This window comes from Streptomyces poriticola, from assembly GCF_036689765.1.
GTDB classification, from domain to species: Bacteria; Actinomycetota; Actinomycetes; order Streptomycetales; family Streptomycetaceae; genus Streptomyces; species Streptomyces poriticola.
The window spans coordinates 77,843-99,642 of the sequence record NZ_JBAGKH010000025.1 but is presented as its reverse complement, the minus strand read 5'-3'; the positions used below and the strand labels follow the sequence as shown (position 1 = coordinate 99,642).

18 protein-coding genes and 1 pseudogene are annotated in these 21,800 nt (G+C 71.0%); 9 read left to right on the top strand and 10 right to left on the bottom strand.

The genetic code is table 11. The annotated features are described in order from the left end of the window. The first annotated feature begins 89 nt into the window (after window positions 1–89). Window positions 90–521, top strand: coding sequence for a PaaI family thioesterase (locus tag V5O46_RS24880; protein WP_332886909.1), 432 nt, complete (start codon window positions 90–92; stop codon window positions 519–521). 72 nt (window positions 522–593) lie between these two features. Here V5O46_RS24880 and V5O46_RS24875 read toward each other — a convergent pair whose 3' ends face one another. Then, complete coding sequence (locus V5O46_RS24875; protein ID WP_332886908.1) at window positions 594–1,343, bottom strand: hypothetical protein; 750 nt, start codon at window positions 1,341–1,343, stop codon at window positions 594–596. Between the two features lie 202 nt (window positions 1,344–1,545). Here V5O46_RS24875 and V5O46_RS24870 point away from each other — a divergent pair, with 202 nt between their 5' ends. Further along, window positions 1,546–4,920 carry a pyruvate carboxylase gene (locus V5O46_RS24870; RefSeq protein WP_332886907.1) on the top strand — a complete coding sequence of 1,125 codons (3,375 nt, stop codon included), beginning with the start codon at window positions 1,546–1,548 and terminating at the stop codon, window positions 4,918–4,920. 180 nt (window positions 4,921–5,100) lie between these two features. Beyond that, window positions 5,101–6,399 (top strand): flavin-containing monooxygenase, encoded by a 1,299-nt coding sequence (locus V5O46_RS24865; protein ID WP_332886906.1) that lies wholly within the window; start codon window positions 5,101–5,103, stop codon window positions 6,397–6,399. Between the two features lie 44 nt (window positions 6,400–6,443). Here V5O46_RS24865 and V5O46_RS24860 read toward each other — a convergent pair whose 3' ends face one another. The 9 genes from V5O46_RS24860 to V5O46_RS24820 all read right to left on the bottom strand — a co-directional run bounded on the left by V5O46_RS24860 (window position 6,444) and on the right by V5O46_RS24820 (window position 14,159). Next, window positions 6,444–7,571: a tryptophan dimethylallyltransferase family protein gene (locus V5O46_RS24860; protein WP_332886905.1), complete on the bottom strand. Its 1,128-nt coding sequence runs from the start codon at window positions 7,569–7,571 to the stop codon at window positions 6,444–6,446. Window positions 7,572–7,769: 198 nt separating this feature from the next. Then, a complete protein-coding gene (locus V5O46_RS24855; RefSeq protein ID WP_332886904.1) occupies window positions 7,770–9,125 on the bottom strand; it encodes a cytochrome P450 in 1,356 nt (451 codons plus the stop codon). 15 nt (window positions 9,126–9,140) lie between these two features. After that, window positions 9,141–9,734, bottom strand: coding sequence for a GTP-binding protein (locus tag V5O46_RS24850; RefSeq protein WP_332886903.1), 594 nt, complete (start codon window positions 9,732–9,734; stop codon window positions 9,141–9,143). Next, window positions 9,709–10,086, bottom strand: coding sequence for a DUF742 domain-containing protein (locus V5O46_RS24845; RefSeq protein ID WP_332886902.1), 378 nt, complete (start codon window positions 10,084–10,086; stop codon window positions 9,709–9,711). Before V5O46_RS24845 ends, V5O46_RS24850 begins: the two co-directional genes overlap by 26 nt. Next, entirely contained in the window at window positions 10,083–10,484 is a 402-nt protein-coding gene (locus tag V5O46_RS24840) for a roadblock/LC7 domain-containing protein (protein ID WP_332886901.1), read from the bottom strand. Before V5O46_RS24840 ends, V5O46_RS24845 begins: the two co-directional genes overlap by 4 nt. Further along, window positions 10,481–11,653, bottom strand: a complete 1,173-nt coding sequence (locus V5O46_RS24835; RefSeq protein ID WP_332886900.1) for an ATP-binding protein — start codon at window positions 11,651–11,653, stop codon at window positions 10,481–10,483. The genes V5O46_RS24840 and V5O46_RS24835 overlap by 4 nt, the downstream gene beginning before the upstream one ends. A gap of 318 nt (window positions 11,654–11,971) precedes the next feature. After that, window positions 11,972–13,087 (bottom strand): amidinotransferase, encoded by a 1,116-nt coding sequence (locus V5O46_RS24830; protein WP_332886899.1) that lies wholly within the window; start codon window positions 13,085–13,087, stop codon window positions 11,972–11,974. A 132-nt stretch (window positions 13,088–13,219) separates the two neighbouring features. Next, window positions 13,220–13,792 carry a GNAT family N-acetyltransferase gene (locus V5O46_RS24825; protein WP_332886898.1) on the bottom strand — a complete coding sequence of 191 codons (573 nt, stop codon included), beginning with the start codon at window positions 13,790–13,792 and terminating at the stop codon, window positions 13,220–13,222. 34 nt (window positions 13,793–13,826) lie between these two features. Next, window positions 13,827–14,159 carry an antibiotic biosynthesis monooxygenase family protein gene (locus tag V5O46_RS24820; RefSeq protein WP_332886897.1) on the bottom strand — a complete coding sequence of 111 codons (333 nt, stop codon included), beginning with the start codon at window positions 14,157–14,159 and terminating at the stop codon, window positions 13,827–13,829. A 789-nt stretch (window positions 14,160–14,948) separates the two neighbouring features. Between V5O46_RS24820 and V5O46_RS24815 the strand changes: the two are divergent. The 6 genes and pseudogenes from V5O46_RS24815 to V5O46_RS24790 all read left to right on the top strand — a co-directional run. Next, window positions 14,949–15,032 (top strand): annotated as a pseudogene (locus V5O46_RS24815) (IS5/IS1182 family transposase); the annotation flags it as partial. A 365-nt stretch (window positions 15,033–15,397) separates the two neighbouring features. Further along, complete coding sequence (locus V5O46_RS24810; protein ID WP_332886896.1) at window positions 15,398–16,567, top strand: acyl-CoA dehydrogenase family protein; 1,170 nt, start codon at window positions 15,398–15,400, stop codon at window positions 16,565–16,567. Further along, window positions 16,564–16,830, top strand: coding sequence for a MoaD/ThiS family protein (locus V5O46_RS24805; protein WP_332886895.1), 267 nt, complete (start codon window positions 16,564–16,566; stop codon window positions 16,828–16,830). The genes V5O46_RS24810 and V5O46_RS24805 overlap by 4 nt, the downstream gene beginning before the upstream one ends. A 5-nt stretch (window positions 16,831–16,835) precedes the next feature. Continuing rightward, on the top strand, window positions 16,836–17,708 hold the full coding sequence (locus V5O46_RS24800) for a hypothetical protein (protein WP_332886894.1): 873 nt from the start codon (window positions 16,836–16,838) through the stop codon (window positions 17,706–17,708). Window positions 17,709–18,158: 450 nt separating this feature from the next. Continuing rightward, window positions 18,159–19,478, top strand: coding sequence for an acyltransferase domain-containing protein (locus tag V5O46_RS24795; RefSeq protein WP_332886893.1), 1,320 nt, complete (start codon window positions 18,159–18,161; stop codon window positions 19,476–19,478). Beyond that, the gene (locus V5O46_RS24790; RefSeq protein WP_332886892.1) at window positions 19,475–21,736 is read left to right on the top strand and encodes an SDR family oxidoreductase; all 2,262 of its coding nucleotides are present in this window, start codon (window positions 19,475–19,477) and stop codon (window positions 21,734–21,736) included. Before V5O46_RS24795 ends, V5O46_RS24790 begins: the two co-directional genes overlap by 4 nt. Window positions 21,737–21,800: the final 64 nt, after the last annotated feature.

Sequence of the window (21,800 nt, the reverse complement as noted above, 5' to 3'; positions counted from 1 at the left end):
GGGCCGCAGGCCGCACCGCGCGGGCCGGCAGCGCCCGGGTACGCTCGGCCGCGGCACAGGACGCTCGGCGGAGAGGACGGAATCCGGACGTGGACGACATCGCGGACCTGGCGGTCGCACAACAGGTGCTGGCCGCCCAGCCGTTCAGCAGGCTCCTCGGCGCCCGCCTGACCGCCTTCGGCAAGGGCGAGGCCACCCTGGAGCTGGACATCCGCGACGACCTGCGCCAGCAGAACGGCTTCGTGCACGGCGGGGTGCTCGCCTACGCGGTGGACAACACGCTGACCTTCGCCGCCGGCACCGTGGCCGGAGCCCGGCTGCTGACCGCCGGGTTCAGCCTGGACTACCTGCGCCCCGCCGACGGCACGCTGCTGCGGGCCCACGCCCGGGTCGTCCGGGCCGGCCGGTCCCGGGTGGTGTGCCGCTGCGACGTGTCCTCCGTGAACGGCGACGGCCCGGAGACCCTGTGCGCCGTGGCCCAGGGCACCATCGCCGTCCCGGAGCCCCGGCAGGGGGACTGACCGCGGGCCGCCCGTCGCCGACCGCGCCGGACGGTCCGCGCCGGCGCGGGGATCTGCACCGGACGGCCGGCGCTACTTCGCGAGCTCCGGTCCCGGTCCCATCACCACCACCGGTTCCCGGGCCGGGTCCAGGGTCCGCAGCAGTGTCCGCATGTCGTCCCGGCGCAGGGTCAGACAGGCGTTGGTCGGCCCGCCGTGGTCCACATGGATCCAGATGCCGCCGCCGCGGCCCGCACCCAGCGGGCGCGTCCTGTCCAGGGGCGTCGTGCCGGGCAGCCGGTTGTAGTCGACGGCGACCACATGGTCGAACGACCCCTCCAGCGGCTCGCCGAGATGGCCGGTGCCCGAGATCGCGAAATCAGGATCCTGGTCGTAGGGGAGGCGGCTGCCCGGGTCCGGCAGCCGCCCGCCCGCGTCGTGCAGCCCGAAGACACCGATCGGGGTCCGCAGATCGCCCGCGTGATGGTCGTGCGTCCACCCGCGCAGCCCGTTGTGGGCGGGCCACGGTCCGCCCACCGCGTGCCAGCCCCGGCCGGGATCCTTCTCGTACAGCACGGCGCTGGACCGCGGAGAACCGGTCGCCGTGCCCTCCACGACCAGGGCCTGCCGGGTGCCGGCGGGCAGGTGCGACCGCATCACCGGCCCGACGCCCGGCAGCGCGTCGACCGGGGGAGTCGCGGCCCGGGAGGCCGGGCGGGACGCGGCACCGCCCGCACCGTCCGATTCCGGTACGGCACCGCCGCCGCCCGGAGCACAGCCGGCCGACGCCCCGGCGCACAGCACCGCACCCATCACCAGGGCCAGCGCCCTTCTGACGGTCATGACCACCTCCGGCTCGTCTGCGGACACCTCATTGCTTCACCGCCGCCGCGGCAGTCGCTCCCGACACCCCGCCCACGTCCCCCGTACGGCGCACGCCCCCGACAGCGGCAGAAAACCCGGAGAGTGGCCCGACTCACATGGCGCGCCCGCGGTGCCACCGACACGATGGTCTTCCGTCACCGGCAGGCCGAAGGGATCACCGATGTTCCGCAAGGTGCTGGTAGCCAACCGCGGTGAGATCGCGATTCGCGCGTTCCGCGCGGGCTACGAGCTGGGAGCCCGAACCGTTGCCGTCTTCCCGCACGAGGACCGCAACTCACTGCACCGGCTGAAGGCCGACGAGGCCTATGAGATCGGCCTGCCGGGCCATCCGGTGCGTGCCTACCTCTCCGTCGAGGAGATCGTCCGGGCGGCCCGCCGGGCCGGCGCGGACGCGGTGTACCCGGGCTACGGCTTCCTGTCCGAGAACCCCGATCTGGCCCGCGCCTGCGAGGAGGCCGGCATCACCTTCGTCGGTCCGAGCGCCGGCATCCTCGAGCTGACCGGGAACAAGGCGCGCGCCGTGGCGGCCGCCCGCGCCGCCGGCGTGCCGGTGCTGGGCTCCTCGTCGCCCTCCACCGACGTGGACGAACTCGTCCGCGCCGCCGACGGCATCGGCTTCCCGGTGTTCGTGAAGGCCGTCGCGGGCGGCGGCGGCCGAGGCATGCGCCGGGTCGAGGACCCCGCCCAGCTGCGGGAGGCCATCGAGGCCGCGTCCCGGGAGGCGGCCTCCGCCTTCGGCGACGCCACCGTCTTCCTGGAGAAGGCGGTCGTCGAACCCCGCCACATCGAGGTGCAGATCCTCGCCGACGGACAGGGCGACGTCATCCACCTCTTCGAGCGCGACTGCTCGGTGCAGCGCCGTCACCAGAAGGTGATCGAGCTGGCGCCCGCGCCGAACCTGGACCCGGAGCTGCGCGACCGCATCTGCGACGACGCGGTGCGCTTCGCCCGGCAGATCGGCTACCGCAACGCCGGCACCGTGGAGTTCCTCCTCGACCGCGACGGCAACCACGTCTTCATCGAGATGAACCCGCGCATCCAGGTCGAACACACGGTCACCGAGGAGGTCACCGACGTCGACCTGGTCCAGGCACAGCTGCGCATCGCCGCCGGCGAGACGCTCGCCGATCTCGGCCTGGCCCAGGAGACGGTCACCCTGCGCGGCGCCGCGCTGCAGTGCCGTATCACCACCGAGGACCCGGCCAACGGATTCCGCCCGGACACCGGCCGGATCAGCGCCTACCGCTCACCCGGCGGCTCGGGCATCCGGCTCGACGGCGGCACCACCCACGCCGGTTCCGAGATCAGCGCGCACTTCGACTCCATGCTGGTCAAACTGACCTGCCGGGGCCGCGACTTCGCCACCGCCGTCGGCCGCGCCCGGCGCGCCGTGGCCGAGTTCCGCATCCGCGGCGTGGCCACCAACATCCCGTTCCTGCAGGCAGTGCTGGACGACGACGACTTCCGGGCCGGGCGGGTCACCACGTCGTTCATCGAGCAGCGCCCCGAACTGCTGACCGCCCGCCACTCCGCCGACCGCGGCACCAAGCTCCTGACGTACCTCGCCGACGTCACCGTGAACAAGCCGCACGGCGAACGGCCCCGCCTCGTCGACCCGATGACCAAGATGCCGCCGCGGCCGGCCGGCGAGCCCCCGGCCGGGTCCCGGCAGCGGCTCGCCGAGCTGGGCCCGGAGGGCTTCGCCCGATGGCTGCGCGAGTCGCCCACCATCGGCGTCACCGACACCACCTTCCGCGACGCCCACCAGTCGCTGCTCGCCACCCGGGTGCGCACCAAGGACATGCTCGCCGTCGCCCCGGTCGTCGCCCGCACCCTGCCCCAGCTGCTGTCGCTGGAGTGCTGGGGCGGTGCCACCTACGACGTCGCCCTGCGCTTCCTCGCCGAGGACCCGTGGGAACGGCTGGCCGCACTGCGCGAGGCGGTGCCCAACCTGTGCCTGCAGATGCTGCTGCGCGGCCGGAACACCGTGGGCTACACCCCGTACCCCACCGAGGTCACCGACGCCTTCGTGCAGGAGGCGGCGGCCACCGGCATCGACATCTTCCGCGTCTTCGACGCCCTGAACGACGTCGACCAGATGCGCCCCGCCATCGAGGCCGTACGCGAGACCGGCACCGCCGTGGCGGAGGTGGCCCTCTGCTACACCGCCGACCTGTCCGACCCCTCCGAGAAGCTCTACACCCTCGACTACTACCTCCGGCTGGCCGAGCGGATCGTCGCCGCCGGCGCGCATGTCCTCGCGGTCAAGGACATGGCGGGCCTGCTGCGCGCACCCGCGGCGGCCACCCTGGTCTCCGCGCTGCGCCGGGAGTTCGACCTGCCGGTGCACCTGCACACCCACGACACCGCCGGCGGCCAGCTCGCCACCTACCTCGCGGCGATCCAGGCCGGCGCGGACGCGGTCGACGGTGCGGTGGCCTCCATGGCGGGCACCACCTCGCAGCCGTCCCTGTCGGCGATCGTCGCCGCCACCGACCACTCCGACCGGCCCACCGGCCTGGACCTGCAGGCCGTCGGCGACCTGGAGCCGTACTGGGAGAGCGTCCGCAAGGTGTACGCGCCGTTCGAGGCGGGCCTCGCCTCGCCGACCGGCCGTGTCTACCACCACGAGATCCCCGGCGGACAGCTGTCCAACCTGCGCACCCAGGCCATCGCGCTGGGCCTCGGCGACCGCTTCGAGGACATCGAGGCGATGTACGCCGCCGCCGACCGGATGCTCGGCCGCCTGGTGAAGGTCACCCCGTCGTCCAAGGTCGTCGGCGACCTCGCGCTGCACCTGGTCGGCGCCGGTGTCGCCCCCGAGGACTTCGAGACGGCACCGGACCGCTACGACATCCCGGACTCCGTGATCGGCTTCCTCCGCGGCGAGCTGGGCACCCCGCCCGGCGGCTGGCCGGAGCCACTGCGCAGCAAGGCCCTCGAGGGCCGCGCCGATCCCAAGCCGGTGCAGGAGCTGACCGCCGAGGACCGCACCGGACTGGCCAAGGACCGGCGGGCCACGCTCAACCGCCTGCTGTTCCCCGGTCCGACCCGCGAGTTCGACACCCACCGGCAGGCCTTCGGCGACACCAGCGTGCTGGACAGCAAGGACTTCTTCTACGGACTGCGCCCCGGCGCCGAGTACACCGTGGACCTCGAACCCGGGGTGCGGCTGCTCATCGAACTGCAGGCCGTCGGAGACGCCGACGAGCGCGGCATGCGCACCGTGATGTCCTCACTCAACGGCCAGCTGCGGCCGATCCAGGTCCGCGACCGCTCCGCCGCCTCCGACGTCCCGGTCACCGAGAAGGCCGACCGGGCCAACCCCGGGCATGTCGCGGCGCCGTTCGCCGGCGTGGTGACGCTGGCGGTCGCCGAGGGCGACGCCGTGGAGGCCGGCGCCACGGTCGCCACCATCGAGGCGATGAAGATGGAGGCCGCGATCACCGCCCCGGCCTCCGGCACGGTGGGCCGCCTCGCCATCAACCGCGTGCAGCAGGTGGAGGGCGGCGACCTGCTGGTCGAACTCGCCTGAGCGGCCCGCGGCCGGCGCGGGTACGGGAGCAACGGCCCGTACCCGCGCCTCCGGCCGTTCCCGGGGCGAAACGTGAGGACGGACACGTCGGTTCGACGCCGGTACCGGTGTGCGGTGAGGTGCCGGTGGGCAGTCAATGCATGTCGGGGGAGGATCACGTGTGTGTGCTGGGGAGAAGCTGTGCGTGTGTGCATCATCGGTGCGGGGCTGTCGGGACTGGCAGTGGCCCATGCGCTCAGGGAGCGCGGCATCGGGTTCGTCTGCCTGGAGCAGGCCCCCGACGTCGGGGGGATCTGGAGGCAGCCGGAGGCCGGTGAGCGCGGCCCCGGATACCGCTCGCTGCACCTCAACACCGCCAAGCAGCTGACCGCCTACTCCGACTTCCCGATGCCGGACGGCTATCCGCTCTACCCCCGGCACCGCGAGGTCGCCGCCTATCTGCGCTCCTTCGCCCGCTGGGCCGGCCTCCTCGACGGGATCGAACTGCGTACCGAGGTGCTGTCCGTGGGCCAGGACCCCGAGGGCACCTGGACGGTGGTCAGCCGCGGGCCCGACGGCGCAGAGGTGGTGCGCCGGTTCGAGCATGTGGTCGTCGCTTCCGGACACCACTCGGAGCCGGCCCTGCCCGACCCGCTTCCGCCGGGCGCCGCATCCTTCGCCGGAAGGATTCTGCACTCCCTCGATTACCACGACGGCAGCGAGTTCGCCGGCCGGCGCGTCGTCGTGGTCGGCCTCGGCGCCTCCGCCGTGGACATCGCCGCGGACCTCTCCCGGCAGGCCGAGCAGACCGTGCTCTCGGTGCGCCGCGGGCTGCACATCGTGCCCAAGCAGCTGTTCGGGATGTCGGTCGACGAGATCGCCGACGCCCCCTGGTGGGGGGAGATGTCCCTCGCCGAGCAGCGCCGGTTCGTGGAACAGGCGCTCCTCGTCGCCCGCGGCAGGCTCGGCGACTACGGGCTGCCCGAACCCGACCACCCGATCTTCTCCTCGGCCGTGACCATCTCGGACGAGATCCTCAGCCGCATCCGGCACGGCGCAGTGACACCGCGGCCGGCGATAGCCCGCTTCGACGGCGACCGGGTCGTCTTCACCGACGGGACCTCCGAGCCGGCCGACGCGGTGGTCTACTGCACCGGATTCCACCTGGCCTTCCCCTTCCTGCCCGACGGCGGGCCGCTGGGCCCCGACGGCGCGGTCGAGCTGTACCGGCGGGTCGTCGCACCCGGCAGACCGGGCCTGTACTTCGCCGGTCTGGTGCGGCCGGTGGGTGCGATCACCCGGCTGGTGGAGGCGCAGGCGCGCTGGCTGGCGGGGATCATCGACGGCGGGACCACACTGCCTTCCGAGGAGGCGATGCGCGAGGAGATCACGGCCTACCTCGACGCCGTCGCCCTGCGCTACGGCCGGACCCAGGGCTCCTCCATCCAGGTCGACGTGGGCCCCTACCTGGGGGAGCTTCGCGAACTGACGGGAGTGTGAAGGGGCGAGGTTCCCGGCGGGGAACGCCGGGAACCTCGTGCCGTTCAGCGTGCTGCCGCCCCTGCGAGCGGCACTCTCCCGGCCGGCGGTCTGACCGCGTACGCCTCCGACGAGACGTATGTCGTCACCCGCGGCGGCCGGCCCTGCTGATGCGCCAGCGCCAGATACGCGATCAGCCCCACCCCCTGGTCCGGCCGGCGTCCGGTGACGGCGGCCAGGGAGCGGGCCGGCACATCGCTGTCCAGGCCCTGGCGGCGCAGTGCGCTCACCGCACGGGCCAGCGCCTCACCGTCGTGCCGGGCGTAGTCCCGCACCGGGATGTGCAGGGTGAAGCCCGTCGGCCGCGCCGTGCCGGGGTCCGTGAAGGAGTGGCAGGTCAGCCCGGGTCGTCGGGTGAGCCGGAGCTCCCGCGGACCGGAGCCCGCGGCGGTGTGGAAGAACTCCTCCAACGCCTCCGGACCGGGCCCGGCGTCCATCCGGGACTGCCGGCCGGCTTCGGCGGCGGTCAGCCGGTCGTGCCGCAGATAGACCTTGGCCCGCGGCTGCGCCCAGTCCCCGAGGTCGAGCGCGAAGAACGGGTAGCCGTCGGCCCGGGGCAGGGTGTCGAACGCCTTCCGGTGACCGAGCCGGGCCAGCGCCTCGCGGACCGTCCGGGCCGCACGGTCCGGCCCGGACGCGGCCGGGTTGAGGTAGACCTTCACCCGGGGGACACCGCCGCCCCGCAGCTCCAGCGCGCACCACAGGGCCAGCGGCCCCTGCGGGGATTCCGGCAGGAACAGATCCAGAAGACCGTCGAGCGGGGCGGTGGAGAAGCCCCAGCGCCGCCCCATCCGACGGATCGCGGCGAGCCCGGCGCGGCCGGTGGCCGCCAGGCTGCCTGCGCCGCAGCCTGGTTCCAGCAGCACCCGCAGGGCCGGATCCGCGCCCCGCTGGAAGGAGAGCGAGAACTCGACCGGAGTGTGGTCGTCGGACAGGAACGTGTGGTTCGGCGCGGGCAGGTCCAGCGGCCGCGCGGCCACCGGTCCCAGGGCGTCCGTCAGGACCTGTGCGTACGTCCCGGCATCGGCGTCGGACAGCCCGACGACCTCGCACAGCCGGGACAACTGGCCGCTCGTGTACGCGCCGAGAGTCGGCGTGCCGGACTCCCGGCGGCCGCCCGCGGCGGCGGTCACCGGGCCGCCCGGCGCACAAGACGATACCCGCCCGGCGGGGCGGGTATCGGGGGTCTCACCGGCAGAAATGCAGCGTTCGTGGATATGTGGTCCACGACACCTCCTTCACCTCGTAAGCAACTCGAATGCCGCGTTGCTCACTACCCGTGCCGCTGAACCATCATGCGAATGGGGCAGGTTGGGAGAGTGTTGCGCATATCACCGTGTCAGCCAGTTGAGGAACGAGCTCCACAGCCCGCCGCGGCCCGGCGCCGGTGCCGGGCCCGCCGCGCCGCCCTCCTGGTGCCCGCTCGCGTCCGGACCCGGGCCGGTGGCCGGACGCCGCACCGGCTGGGCCGCGGTGAAACGTGCGGGGAGGGTGGCGAGCGCCCGGTTGAACGGTCCCGGACGCCACGTCAGGCTGTCCTCGGGGACCGCCAGTTCGATGTCCGGCAGCTCGTTGAACAGGCTCTCGATCGCCGTGACCGTGATGTGCCGGGCCGGCTCCTTGGAGGGGCAGGCGTGCGGGCCCGCGCTCCACGCCAGGTGGGCGCGGTTGCTGCCGGCCTCGCGGGAGGCGGTGAGCGTCGGGCCGGTGTTGGCGGCGGCGAAGCTGACCAGCAGCAGATCGCCCGCCTGCAGCTGCTGACCGGCGAACTCCATGTCCGTGGCCGGATAGTGCGGCGCGTAGTTCGACATCGGCGGGTTCTCCCACAGCGTGTCGTCCAGCGCCTCGTCGATCAGCCCGCCCTCGCGGGCGTACCGGTCGTGGGTGAGCAGCCGGTGCAGGGTGTTGCCGATGAGGTTGCGCAGCGGTTCGGCGCCCGCGCCCAGCAGCAGCGCCAGCTGGTGGACCATCTCGTCGTCCGTCAGCCCCGCCTGATGCTGCATCAGCCAGGAGGTGACGTCGTCGCCGGGCCTGCTCCGCTTGAGCGCGACCAGCTCCCCGACGGCCTGGAACAGCACCTCGGTGGACTTCTCCGCGTTGATGCCGTCGAACATACCGGTGATGCCGAACAGCACCCGGTCGCCGATGCCGGCGGGACAGCCGAAGAGCTCGTTGAACACGAACAGCGGCAGCTGCTTGGCGTAGTCGCCGAGCAGGTCGGCCGAGCCCCGGCCGCCGAACTGGGAGATCAGATAGCCGGAGATCTGCTCCGTGCTCCGGCTCAGCCTGCGGGTGTCCACCCGCGCCATGCTGTCGGTGACCGCCTGGCGCAGTCGCAGATGGTCGGCGCCGTCGGCGAACATGCAGTTCGGCCGGTACGCCAGCAGCGGGGCTACCGGGTTGTCCGGGCCGACCTTGCCCTCCTCGAAGGCCCGCCAGCGGCGTGCGTCCTTGCGGAAGGAGGCGGAGTCCTGCAGCAGCTGCAGCGCGGCCGCGTAGTCGGTGACCAGGGTCGCCTCCACGCCCGGGGCGAGCTCGACGGGCGCGGCGGGTCCGTAGTGGCGCAGGAACGCGTAGTACTCCTGCGGGGCCGCGGCGAACTCCGGCCCGTGGAGCGGCACCCGGCCGCCGGAGCCGTGGGCCGGGCATCCGGGCGGGGGCGCCGGGGCGTTGTCGTGAGCGTCCATGTCAGCTCTCAGTTCCTAGTGGGCGCGGTCCAGCAGGTAGCGGACGAGCGTGGTCAGGGCGGTGGCCGAGGAGGCCTCGTCGCGCGCGTCGCAGGAGACGACGGGCGTGTCCTCGAGAAGGTCCAGCGCCTCGCGCAGCGCGCGCTCGTCGCGAGGCGGGGCACCGGTGAAGTGGTTGACCGCGATGGCGTAGTCGAGTCCGTAGGTCTCGATGAGATCGATCACCGGGAAGGAGTCGGCCAGCCGCTCCGGGTCGACCAGCACCAGGGCGCCGAGCGCTCCGCGGGCCATGTCCTCCCACATCTGCACGAAGCGCTGCTGGCCGGGGGTCCCGAACAGGTAGAGCACCACACGGTCGCTGATGGTCAGCCGGCCGAAGTCCATGGCCACCGTGGTGGTGGTCTTGCTCTGCACCCCTTTGAGGTCGTCGACCGCCTCGGCGGCCCGGGTCATGGTCTCCTCGGTGGACAGCGGCTCGATCTCGGAGATCGATCCGATGAACGTCGTCTTGCCCACCGCGAAGTGCCCGACGACGAGGATCTTCACCGCGGTCTGGGTCTCCCCGCCGCGGACATAGGCCTGCTCACCCAAACTTGGCGCGGAGACCATTGAGCACCTCCTCCAGGATTTCCTTGTCGGCGAGGCGGGCCCGGGCCACCGGCGGCCGGGTGACGACATAGCCGCCCTCGGTCAGGGAGGCCAGCAGGATCCGCACCACCCCCAGCGGCAGCCGGGTGTGCCCGGCGATCTCGGCGACCGAGAGATAGCCGGCCGAGCAGAGCTCCAGCAGACTCCGCTCCTCGGGGGAGAGCCGGGCCGGCCGCTGCGCGTGCTCCGGGGCGGCGGTGACCAGGGTGATCAGTGAGAGCTGCGCCTCGTCGGGCAGATCCCGCCCCCGGGTGATGACGTAGGGCCGCACTAACTCCGTGGCCTCCGGGTCCCACGCGTCGTGTCCGGTCATGAGCGGGAACCGAGGTTGTCGCGCGGCGGAGTGGTCAGCTCCTTGCCGAGCTGGGCGACGAGCTGCTGCATCCGGAAGGTGATGTCCGCCATGTCGACCTCCGGGGACGCGGACACACCGAGGTAGGCGCCCTCGCCCGCGGAGATCAGGAAGACCCAGCCGCCGTCGAACTCGACCAGCGTCTGGCGCCACCGCTGCTGCGGGTCCTCGCAGAAGAAGCCGAGGGTGCGGCTCAGCGACTGCACCCCGCTCATCGCCGCGGCGACCCGGTCCGCGTCATCCTTGCCGAAGCCCTTCGTCCGGGCCATCAGCAGACCGTCGGCGGAGATCAGGACCGCGTGCAGGGCCCCGGGAATCTCCAGGGCGCTGTCGAGCATCCATGACAGATCGTCGTTCACGAGACCTCATGTCCTTCGCTGCTGGCACCAGGGGTGCTGCTCGTCTGATCCACGTCCTCGGGCTGCGTCGCACGGCCCGACCGCGTGCCGCGCTGGAACGCCGCCATGACCTGTGCCTGCTCGGAGTCGGAGCGGCCGGCGGGGCGCGGGTCCGAACCGTTGCCCGGAACGATGGCCATCGGCCGTTTGCGGCGCCGCCGAGGCAGCCCGTCGGCCGTGGTGGCGGGAGCCGGTGCGGGTTCGGGACCGCCGTCCGCACCGGTCCGGGACGCCGAGCGCACCGCGGACGCGGGGGCCCTCCTCTCCGGCATGGCGGTGAGCAGATCGTGCGGCAGCAGGACGACCGCGCGCACACCGCCGTACGGGGAGGAGGTGTCCACCGAGACCTCGAAGCCGAACCGCTCGCACAGCAGGCCGATCACGGCGAAGCCGAACTGCGGCGGGTTGCCGAGGCCGGCCACGCCGGAGGCGCGCTCACTGCCGAGCAGCCGCTCGGCGCGGACGCGCTCCTCCTCGCTCATGCCGACCCCGGCGTCGTCGACGACGACGCAGATGCCCTTGGGCACCGTGCGGATGTTGATCTCGACGACGGTGTCCGGACTGGAGTAGCTGGTGGCGTTGTCCAGCAGCTCGGCGAGGGTCAGGGCGACGGGTTCGACGGCTCGGCTGGTGATGCCGAAGTCGACCTGCGAGAGGATCTCCACCCGGCGGAAGTGCCGGATCCGGCCCTGCGCGCTGCGGACCACGTCGTAGACCGAGGCGGTGTCGCGCCGGCCGCCCAGCCAGCCGTCGCACAGCACCGCGATGGACTGGGCGCGCCGGCCGAACTGCGAGTTGGTGTGGTCGATCTCGAGCAGATCCTGCAGGATCGCCGAATCGCCGTACTTGGTCTGCAGCCGGGAAAGCACCAGCTGCTGTTCGGCGGCGAGGCCCTGAAGTGTCCGCATCGCGGATTTCAGAACGGTTTTGGTCTCTTCCTCGGCTTGCTCCTGCGCCGCCTGCACCGACTTTCCGTAATCGGTCTCCAGCTCTGTGTAGTGGTCCCTGAGGTTCTGGACCTCCTGCCGCAGTGTGCGCGCCGCCCTGCGCTGGCGGACGACGAGGGCGACGGCGGCAACGAGGGCGAAGAGGAGAACCCAGAGCAGGGGGTTCCCTATGTATTCCGTCATAAGACTCTCTTCAGGCGACTGACGGCCGGCTTGCTGATTTCCCGTCAATGCGGGCGGTCGCGGACCGCCCGCACCGGGAATGCCGCCCGGGCTGTCCCTGAAGTCGGACAGGTCGTCGTTCAGTCATCCGCCCGCTCCGCAAACGCGGTGATCGTATCACCGGTCGAACATGTGAATGGACGTCAAGACTCCTGAATCGAGCACCTGTTGGGGGCTCGGGCGGTCCCTGGCGCGCCCGAGGGCCGCGGCGGCCTGCGGCAGGGTGAGGTGCGGGCGGAAGCGCCGGAGCGTGGCGTCGGGCGACGCCGGAGAGAGACGTCAGGCGAAGTACGACTCCAGTTCACCGCGGCGCCGGACGTCGAGGGTCGCGCAGTGGAACGAGCCGCCGAACGGGGCGTAGTGCAGCAGATCGCACGGGATCGGCTCGAACCCCCACTGCTCCAGTGCGCGCAGCATGCCGGTGTGGTGCCGCTCGGCGATCACCCGCCGTTCGTCGACCATCAGGAGGTTCATGCTGAGCCATTTCCCGCACATCGAGGTCAGCTTGAGCAGCCGGTCGTCGATGGGGTCGGGCTCGGGGGCGATCAGCAGGTCCCATGACCGCAGCACGTCGGGCAGGCGGTCGATGTCGACGTACTCGGGGTTGACCAGAGCCTTGCCGGGGGCGAGCAGGGACAGCGTCGTGTCGATGTGCATGGGGGTGCGGCAGCGGCTCTCGATCTCGTGGATCCGGTACCCGGAGCCCAGATGACGGCGCAGCCACTCGATCCCCATGCCGTTGGTGACGTTGCTCCGTGTGACGAACAGGTCGCGTCCGGCGCGGACGAAGTCGGCGGCGTCGAACACCGGCTCGAAGTCGGTGAGGATGTAGCGCATCGGCTCACCCTCGTCGGGAACGCGGAAGTCCGGGTCGAACAGCGCGTCCGTCAGCTGCGGCCTCGGGGCGGCCGTCCAGCGCGCGCCGCGGCGGAAGTAGTCCTTGAGCAGCGTGCGGTACGAATGCGTCTCGAAGTACCGGCACGGCCAGGCCATCGGGGTCTCGATGATCTCGTCACCGATCACGAGCATGCTGTCGCGCGGGCAGGTGTTGCAGAAGCCGCGGGAGCTCCAGTCGGGGGTGGCGAAGCGCTGTCGGTGGTCCACCGCGTCCGGGCGGCGCACCGTGATGCCCAGGGACTGCAGCAGGGCGATGAACTCGTCGAGCTCCTGCTGGGCCCGCTCGATCAACCGGCGCGGATACTTCAGGCCCGCGGCGAGTCCCTGCAGCCGGGCCGCCCAGGGCGGGAGGTTGCAGGCGACGACCGGGTGGTTCGCGGGGATGGTCGCCCCGTCGAGCCGCCCCACGACGATCTCCTCCAGCGGGTCCCACTCGTTGTGCGAGCCGACCGGCGGGACGAGTCGCTCGGCCGCTCTCGGAAGACGGGGGATCTCCATCACCGGCATGCTGGTCCGCCTTCGGTCACGGGAACCACTGATGACAGCCTGACGTCACCCATTGATTCCCTGCACGCATCGGATTACTCAGGGTGGCTCCGCAGACCTGTCCGCGTCAACGAGGACGCCGCTTCAGCGCAGGTCGAGGCGCATCACGACCCGGGGGTGGCCGGCCAGTACGGAGTCGGTGCCCGCGGCGTGGGCGAACCCGGCGCGTTCGAAGTTCTTCCGCAGTCCGGCGTACGCCATCGTGAGGTCGACCCGGGCGTCGCCGTTGTCGAGGGGGTAGGCCTCGATCGCGGGTGCGCCGTGGGCGCGGGCGAACTCCACGGCTCCGGCGATCAGGGCGTGCGAGACGCCCTTCCCGCGGTGTCCCGGGCGGACCCGGATGCACCACAGCGACCAGACCGGCAGATCGTCGATGTGCGGGATCCTGCGGCTGCGGGCGAAGGAGGTGTCCGAGCGCGGTGCCACGGCGGCCCAGCCGGCCGGTTCGCCGCCGTCGTAGGCGAGCACCCCGGGAGGCGGCTGGGCACGGCACAGTCCGGCGACGTACTCACCGCGGGCGGGTCCGCGCAGTTCGTTGTTGCGCCTGGACGGGATCCGGTGGCTCAGGCACCAGCAGACGTTGGCACCCGGCGCCCTGGGGCCGAGCACCGCGCGGACGTCGGCGAACTCCGACGCCGGGCGAACCTCGATGTCCATGGCTCCACGATGTCACGGCCCCCCGGCAGCCGGGTCAGCCGGACTTCGGTGCCGCCTGCTGCACCACCTCGAAGGACCACAGCGTGGACCCGCTCGCCGCGGGCGCGGGACGCTCGCCGCCCTGTGCTCCTCCGCCCTGGTGGGCCGCCTTCATCGGCCCCTCCATCCAGGCCCGGAAGGACTCCTCGTCGCGCCAGCGGGTGTAGACGAGATAGCTGTCGGTGCCCTCCACCGGACGGAGCAGTTCGAACCACTCGAACCCGTCGGAGCTCTCCACGGTGTGCGCGCGGGAGGCGAAGCGCTTCTCCAGCGTCTCCCGCTGCTCCGCGGGGACGGTCAGCACATTGATCTTGACCACACTAGACACATGGCACCTCTCAGGAAGCACAGGCCGGGCACTGCACCCAGCCTTGATCGAGTGCGTGCAGTCTCCTACATCCGCCAGTCAGAACGACGTGAGGACGACTCCCGGGCGTCGCCCATGGCGCGAGATGATGACGGCCGTGCGGGGCGGGCACGTGGACGCCGTGGTGGTCCTCTCGCTGTCCCGCCCCACCCGCCGTGGCGCGCTGGAAGCAATGCGGATCACCGAGGATGGAGGAGTGGTGGAAGCTCCTGTTCTGTGACGTCTGCGGTTCCGTGATGGTGACCGACCGGCGGGCCGGGAAGCTCTACTACAGGTGCAACCGGGCCGGGGAGTGGTCCCGGGCCATGGTGGTGTCGCCAGGGCAAGGACGCGGCGGACAACGACACCGCCGGGCGGGTGTGGGCGCGCCTCACGGCTGTGGACCCTGATGACCCGGAAGACCTCGAATGGCTGGCCGAGGTGTCACGAGGCTTCACCCGTCAGCAGGGCACGTCCCAGGGGGACGCCGACCAAGCGGCAGTACGGGCCGAGTTGGAGCACGTTCGGGAGTCCCGCCGCCTCCTCCGCATGCACCGACCTCGCCGGCGTCTACGGTGACGAGACCGGTGCGCAGGTGCTCAGGGAGTCCATGGCGAGGTTGGCTGCGCATCACGAGCAGACGGTCGAACGGTTGGCGGGACTGGAGGCCACCGGCGACCGAACGATCGAGATCCCCAACGAGTGGACGTGTGCGGACGGAGATCCCGTCGGGGAGGCGTCGATGTGGGCGGCGTGGGAAGATCCGCACCCTGGCCGCTCCTCCGCAGACTCCGCTGCTCGACGCCTCGGATCACGAGCCTCGTCCAAGCAGTCCCCGCCCTTCATCCGGCCGCTCCGACTGAAGTCGGAAAAGGGCCACGGCCAATGAGCCTGAACCCAGAGCGTTTCGAATCAATAGTACTCCTGTTGCAGTTCGCTATTTCTGGTGATCAGGAGCTCACTCCTGAGTGGAGCGAGGTGACGCTCCGTCGGGTTGCGGGAGTAGGAATTCCCCCTTTTCGACCCTGACCAGGCCGCCCGGCGCCTCGGCGCGCAATTCGGAGTTCCGGTGGTGCGCGGGGTGCCGGGACACGGCCGACACGCAACGCGCGCCGGATATCGCGCCCTGTCGCGGGCTCGGGGACCACACGATGCTGAAAGCGATCGGCCGTTGCACGGCAGAGTCGGCTCCGCTTACTCGGAAGGGGTCCGAGGCTTCCATGGCCCTGAATACCACATCCGTTGAGCATGTTCGCCGCATGGTTCATGACCGCTGGGGGAGCCTCGTCGACGAGGTGAACGAGGCCGCGGCGGAGCGTGACGAGTCCGGTTCCCCTGTGCCCGTTCGCTTCTACCGGGCAGCCGGTGAGCTGGGGCTGACCGGCTACACGATGCCGCGGCAGTTCGGTGGGGAGGGCGGAGGACCGTTCGTATGGGGACTGATCGTCGAGCACCTCGGCTACCTTTGCGAGGACACGGCGTTTCCTCTGGTGATGAGTTTTCAGCCGGAGATCGCCAAGATCGTGATCGAGTACTGCGCGGAGCCGGCTGTCGAGCGCTATGCTGTGCCACTTGGAAGAGGCGAGCGGATCGGTGGGCTGGCCTACACCGAGGACGCCGACGCTTTCTCGATGAGCGGGACCACGATCGTCGCGCACGACGGTGGACTCGTAGTCCGAGGCCGCAAGTCCTTCTCCGGCCCGGCCCGGGTCAGCGACCACTTCATCACCTTTGCTTCCGACGGCACAGGTGATCTGGCTGGTGTTCTCGTCGATGCCGCCGCCCCAGGGGTTGAGGTCACACCGGTGGACACGATCGGCTACCGCTCCATCGGAGGCGGGTCGGTCACCTTCCAGGAAGTCGTGGTGCCGGACGTCCAGATCGTCAGCCGCACCGACGGCCTGACCCCGCTCAACCAGCTGCTCAACGCGGCGCGCATCACCATCGCCTGCGGACCGCTGGGGCGCGCGCAGGCACTGTTCGAGCACTGTGTGGAACGGCTCAACCAGACGGTCCGCCAGGGCGCCCCGCTCGCCGAGATGCCGAACGTCCAGGCCCGAGTCGGGAGGATGTACGTGGCGCTGGAGTCGGCGCGTGCCGTGCTCTACCAGGCGCTGATCAGGATGGACGAAGGCTCGGTCGATCCGGTGTTCGATCCGTCGATCTCCGTGGCCAAGTACCTGGTCACCGAGAAGGTGAACTTTGTCGTCGACTGCGCCTTCCGGCTGATGGGCGGTTACTCCTACTACGGCGACCGGCGTTTCGGCCAGGCGCTCCGAGACTTCAAGGGCGGCATGCTGGCTGCCGGCACGCAGGACCTGCTGGAAATCAACCTGGGGGCGCTGGCCCTGGCGGGCCGACCCCTTCGGCGGAAGGGCGCACAGTCTTGAGATTCCACCTATCCGGCCAGATGCTGCGCTTCGTCGACTACGACCGGGAAGTCGAGATACGGGCGGCAACTCTGGAGGAAGCCCTGCGCGAACTGGCTGAGCGGCACCCGCGGCTGAAAGCTGTCCTGTTCGATAACACGGGCAAGGTGCGCCGGGCCCACCGCATCCGGCTCAACGGCGAGGTACTGACCGAGCCGGCGGGCAATCTCCCGCTCGCCGACGACGACTGCATCGGATTCCTGACCGCGATAGCCGGAGGATAACCGCCGTGGCGACCCAGAGCCATTCCTTCACGGCCCCCTGCCGGCCGATCGACTTCTCGCCGTACCAGCTGCAGCCCCGCGTCGCGCTCTCCCTCGCCATCTCCGGAATGATCGGCTGGATCGCCGAGCGACTTGCGGACCCGTGGGATCTGGTGGCCTCGCAGGGCATAGGTCTGGCCCTGGCCCTTGGCCGGATCAGCTACCCGTCCTTCCCCCAACCGCAGGAGTGGCGCGGCATCGAGGTCTCGACCACTGGGCGGATCCGGGGGGAGGGGACGTACCTCGATGCTGCAGCGAGCCTTCGCACTGCCGACGGGACCGCGGCCGTCGACGTCCACCTCAACGGCCGGTGGATCGAATCGGAGGACGGGGAAATGGCCTGCGCCGCCCCGGGCACTTTACCCGAACGCCTGCTGGCAGACCTGCCCGCAGGGTGCGTCGACCCGAGCAATCCGCCCAACCCACTTCCCCGCCGACTGGCTGGACTCAGGGCGGAGGGGACTCGGCTCGCCGAATCGATCTACCGCACCCGGGTGTTCCGGCAGTCATGCGAGGTGGCGGACCAGTGGTCCTCGATCGACATCCCGCTGTTCGCGGCATGCGCCCGGGAAGAGCTGGCGCTGGAGCAGGGAACACGGCTCAGGGACCTGCGTCTCGGCCTGAGCCGACCGGTGAGCGCCATCGACTTCTCACTCATGCACCCGTTCTACTTCGGCGACCGGCTGTGCGTGGCGACCACGGCGTACCGCGTGTCGGACGGCGTCACGTTCGTGCACCGCCTGACCTCCGACAGCGGCACCGCCCACGGCATCGTCGTGGAGGACTGCTGCCGGGACACCCCGGAGGCACTGGAGCAGGAGGCAACGTGGAGGACCTGACGCGGTTCCGGCATCCGCGGTTCGCCCGCTTGTACGGGAAAGCCGGCAGCCGGTGCCGAGGCCAGGGGTGCCGCCGACTACTACCACCGGTTGCTGTCCGGACCGACCGGGCGGGTGCCGGAGATCGCCGTCGGCAACGGCGTGAACTTCACCGACACCTGGCGACCGTGAGTGAGGTGATCGAGGTGGAGTCCGAGAAGCTGCCCCCACCCGACTCGAACGGTCCTGCTACCGGCCACTCCCGTTTCTTCCACCCTTCGCCCACGTGCTCGGCTGCGCGCACACCACGAACTGACCGTCCCGGTCAGGCACATGGCTCCCCGGGCGGCGGCCTGGGCGGCCCCGGCAGCTCGTGAACCCCTTATCCGACAGCCACCACCAGTCTCCGGGCAGGCCCGTGGAGGCCCGGTCTCCCACGCACCGTCACCTCGTCCAACGAAGGGTGGACACATGCCGGATCGTACTGCCCTGCTCTTCCCCAGCCAGGGCTCCTACCTGCCCGAGGTCCTGCGGCCACTGGCCGCCGCACACCCGGCCGTCGGGGATGTTCTGACCGCCGTGGACCATGCAGCGACGCAGTATGGCTGCGCCCCCGTCACGCCGGTCCTCCTGCAGCCCCGTGCTCCGAGCCTGGAGGAACTGCTGGACCGGGACCCCGAGACGCTCCAGTTGGCGATCTTCGCCACCTCGCTCGCAGTCCACACCGTGATCACTGAGGTCCATGGCGTTCAGGCAGACGTGCTGGTCGGGCACAGCATGGGTGAAGTGACCGCGCTCGTCGCCGCCGGTGTGTACACCGTGGGGGACGGGGCCGGCATCATCTGCCTGCGCTCGCGCGCCATGCGTGACCACGGCGGCTCCGGGAGCCAGGTGGCGGTGGGTCTGTCGGCGGAACGTACCGCGCACCTGCTCGGGGTGCTGGCTCTGGACGATCTCCAGATCGCCGCGGTGAACGGGCCGCGCCAGACCGTCGTGTCCGGTACCGACGACTCCGTGGACCTGCTGTCCGATGCCGCCTCGGCGATCGGCGTCGCTCAAGCCCGCGTCCCGTGGCCCTACCTGAGTCACAACCACCTGATGGCGGCCGCCGCGCAGGAGCTGGGCGAGTCTGTCGCCCTGATTCCCGCATCTCCGCTCCACGGCAGGATCTACTCCCCGGTCTACGGCAGGTTCCTCCGGGATGAGGACGACTTCCCCCAGTTGATCGCCGGGCATCTGACACGGACGGTCGACTTCCTCGGGGCCGTCCGCTGGCTGCACGCACGCGGTTGCGACACTTTCGTGGAGGGCGGGGCCGGACGCGTTCTGACGAACTTCGTCCACGAGGCCACCGGGCTGGCCCATACCGTCGCGCTGCTCGACCAGCCCGTCGACCTCACCGGCTTCGAGGCTGCCGCTAGCACCCTGCCGGGCTTCCGCCCCGACAGCGCAGCGGCGACGTCGCCGCTGACCGCGGCCCCGGAACCCGGTGCCGACGACCTCGAACCCGCGCGTGCCGCCACCGGCCCGACTGCGCTGCCTGAGTGGGACGAGCTGCTGGCCGAACTGCGGCGCATGTACGCCGAGGAGACCGAGGCTCCGGAGGATCTCATCGAATTCGACATGGACCTGGAGTCGGAGCTCGGTGTGGACTCGCTGACGCAACTGTCCCTGTTCGCCCGCGCCGCCAGGCGCTACGGGCGGGCCGAGCCGCCGAAGAGCCTGCGCATCACCGACTACAGCACGCTGGCTGATCTGGCCGACCTGCTGCGCCGCATGGACGCCGCGTGAGCGGGGACTTCGCTGGGCGCGTCGTCCTGGTCACCGGTGCCGCGCACGGTATCGGCCGCGTCCTGGCCAGAGGGTTCGCCGAACGCGGCGCACACGTCATCGTGAATTGGTACCGTGCCAAGCGGGAGGCCGAGTCGCTCCTGGCGGAGTTCACCACCGCCGGACTGTCCGTGGAGACCATCCGCGCCTCCGTGGCACGGCAGGACACTGTGCTGGAGATGTTCCTGAAGATCCGCGAACGTCACGGCGGGCTCGACATTCTGGTGAACAATGCCGCACGCGGCACGTTTCTGCCCCTGGGTGAGTTCACCGAGCAGGACTGGGAGCACACGCTCGCCACCAGCTTCCACGGCCTGCGGTGGTGTTGCCGGGAAGCGGCGCCCATGATGGCCGCGCGCGGTGGCGGGGCCATCGTCAACTTGTCGTCGATCGGCGCCCGCCTGGTGGCAGGCAACTACGCCTGCATGGGTGTCGCCAAAGCTGCAGTCGAGACCTACACCCGCTACCTGGCCTGCGAGTTGGCGCCACACCGGATCCGCGTGAACGCGGCCTCGGCCAGCTTCGTCGAAGGACCGGTGATCGACGGCTTCCCCCAGGCCGACCAACTGCGTGAAGTGACGGTCCGGGCCACACCGGCCGGCTCCCTGGTACCTGCCGAAGACCTGGCTGCGGTAGTTCTCTTCCTGGCGTCGAACGCCTCCCGGCACCTGACCGGGCAGACCGTCCTGGTCGACGGGGGCCTGTCCACCGGCGCTGCGCTCTTGTCACCCCCGGCGCCCGTACAGTCAGCGGACACCGCCCTCACACCCCGGCCTGCCGAACGGCCCGCACCGCTCCACCGGAAACCGGCTCCCATGGGCATCCGGCCGGCTCTCCCGGCCGTGGCCGTCGTCGGGATGGGCATCGCCGTACCGGGCGCGTCCAGCCCCGAACAGCTCTGGGACCTGTTGCACAGCACAGAGCCGGTATTCAGCGAACCGGGCGAGCGTTTCCGCATCGAGGACTTCTGGTCCCCCGAAGCCGATACTGAGGACAAGTCCTACACCCGGATCGCCGGCTTCCTGCACGACTTCCGCCCCCACCCCCGGCTTCGGCGCGAACTGGACCAGGGGACGACCCGCTGGCAGGACGGGGCAGGCGCGGTATGGCTGCGGCACTGCCTCATACAGGCCACCGAATCTCTCACCACCCGGCCCGGAGACCGGTACAGCTGCGTGATCGGCCAGTCGGTCGACGGCAACCAGTCACTGGCCGAGAGCGTGGCCGCGGTGGCGGCGCTCGAGTGGATCCGAGAACACCACCGGCAGACCGGAGCACCGCCCCCGGACCCCCAGCTGCTCCTCGCCCTGATCCGCACGGAGCTGCCACGGGCCCTGGCCGACGCCGCCCGCCTCCTGCCGTCCGGGCTGATGGCCTCGGCCACCCGCGACCTGGTGCCCGCGGACACCGAGCTACTCGCAGTCGACGCAGCGTGCGCGACCTCGCTCTACGCCATGGACATCGGCGCCAAGCGGCTGCTGAACGGTGACTGCGACATCGCGCTGTGCGGCGGCGTGTACGAGAACATCCCACGATCGCTGATCCTCCTCTCGAAACTCCAGACGCTCACCCCCACCGGCCGCGTCCGCTGCTTTCACGATGAAGGGGACGGAACGCTGTTCACCGACAGCTCAGTCGTCATCGCCCTGAAACTGCTCGCCCGCGCCCGCGCCGACGGCGACGAGGTCATGGCCGTCCTGGACGGCTTCGGCGCTGCCTCCGACGGACACGGCAAAGCCATCTACGCCCCCGCCGTCATCGGGCAGACACTGGCTCTCGAACGGGCACGGCGAGCCCAGCAGGACGTCTGCTCGCGGCCCGACTGGATCATTGCGCACGCCACCGGCACCGCCATCGGGCACACCGTCGAAGCGCAGGCCGTGAACGCGGCCTACGGCAGTCAGCCGATTCCGGTGACCTCGAACAAGACCCTTATCGGGCACACCGGCTGGTCAGCCGGCGCGGTGTCGGTGGTACACGCCGTCCAGGCATTCCGCCAGGGGGCGATCCCGGCGCAGCTTCCTCCCGGAACCTGGTCGACACCAGACCCGGCCCAGGCCCTGCGCATCCCCGGGGCCGACATCCCCTGGCCTGCTGCCGAGCGGCCGCGCCGGGCCGGGGTATCGGCGTTCGGATTCGGCGGGATCAACGCCCACCTCCTCCTGCGTGACGTACCACCGGCCGACCCGGCGGACCGACCCTCCGGTGGTGAGCGATGACACCGGACCCCGTCGTGATCGTGGACTGGCAGGCCCATCTCCCGGGAGTCTCCGACCGCGAGGA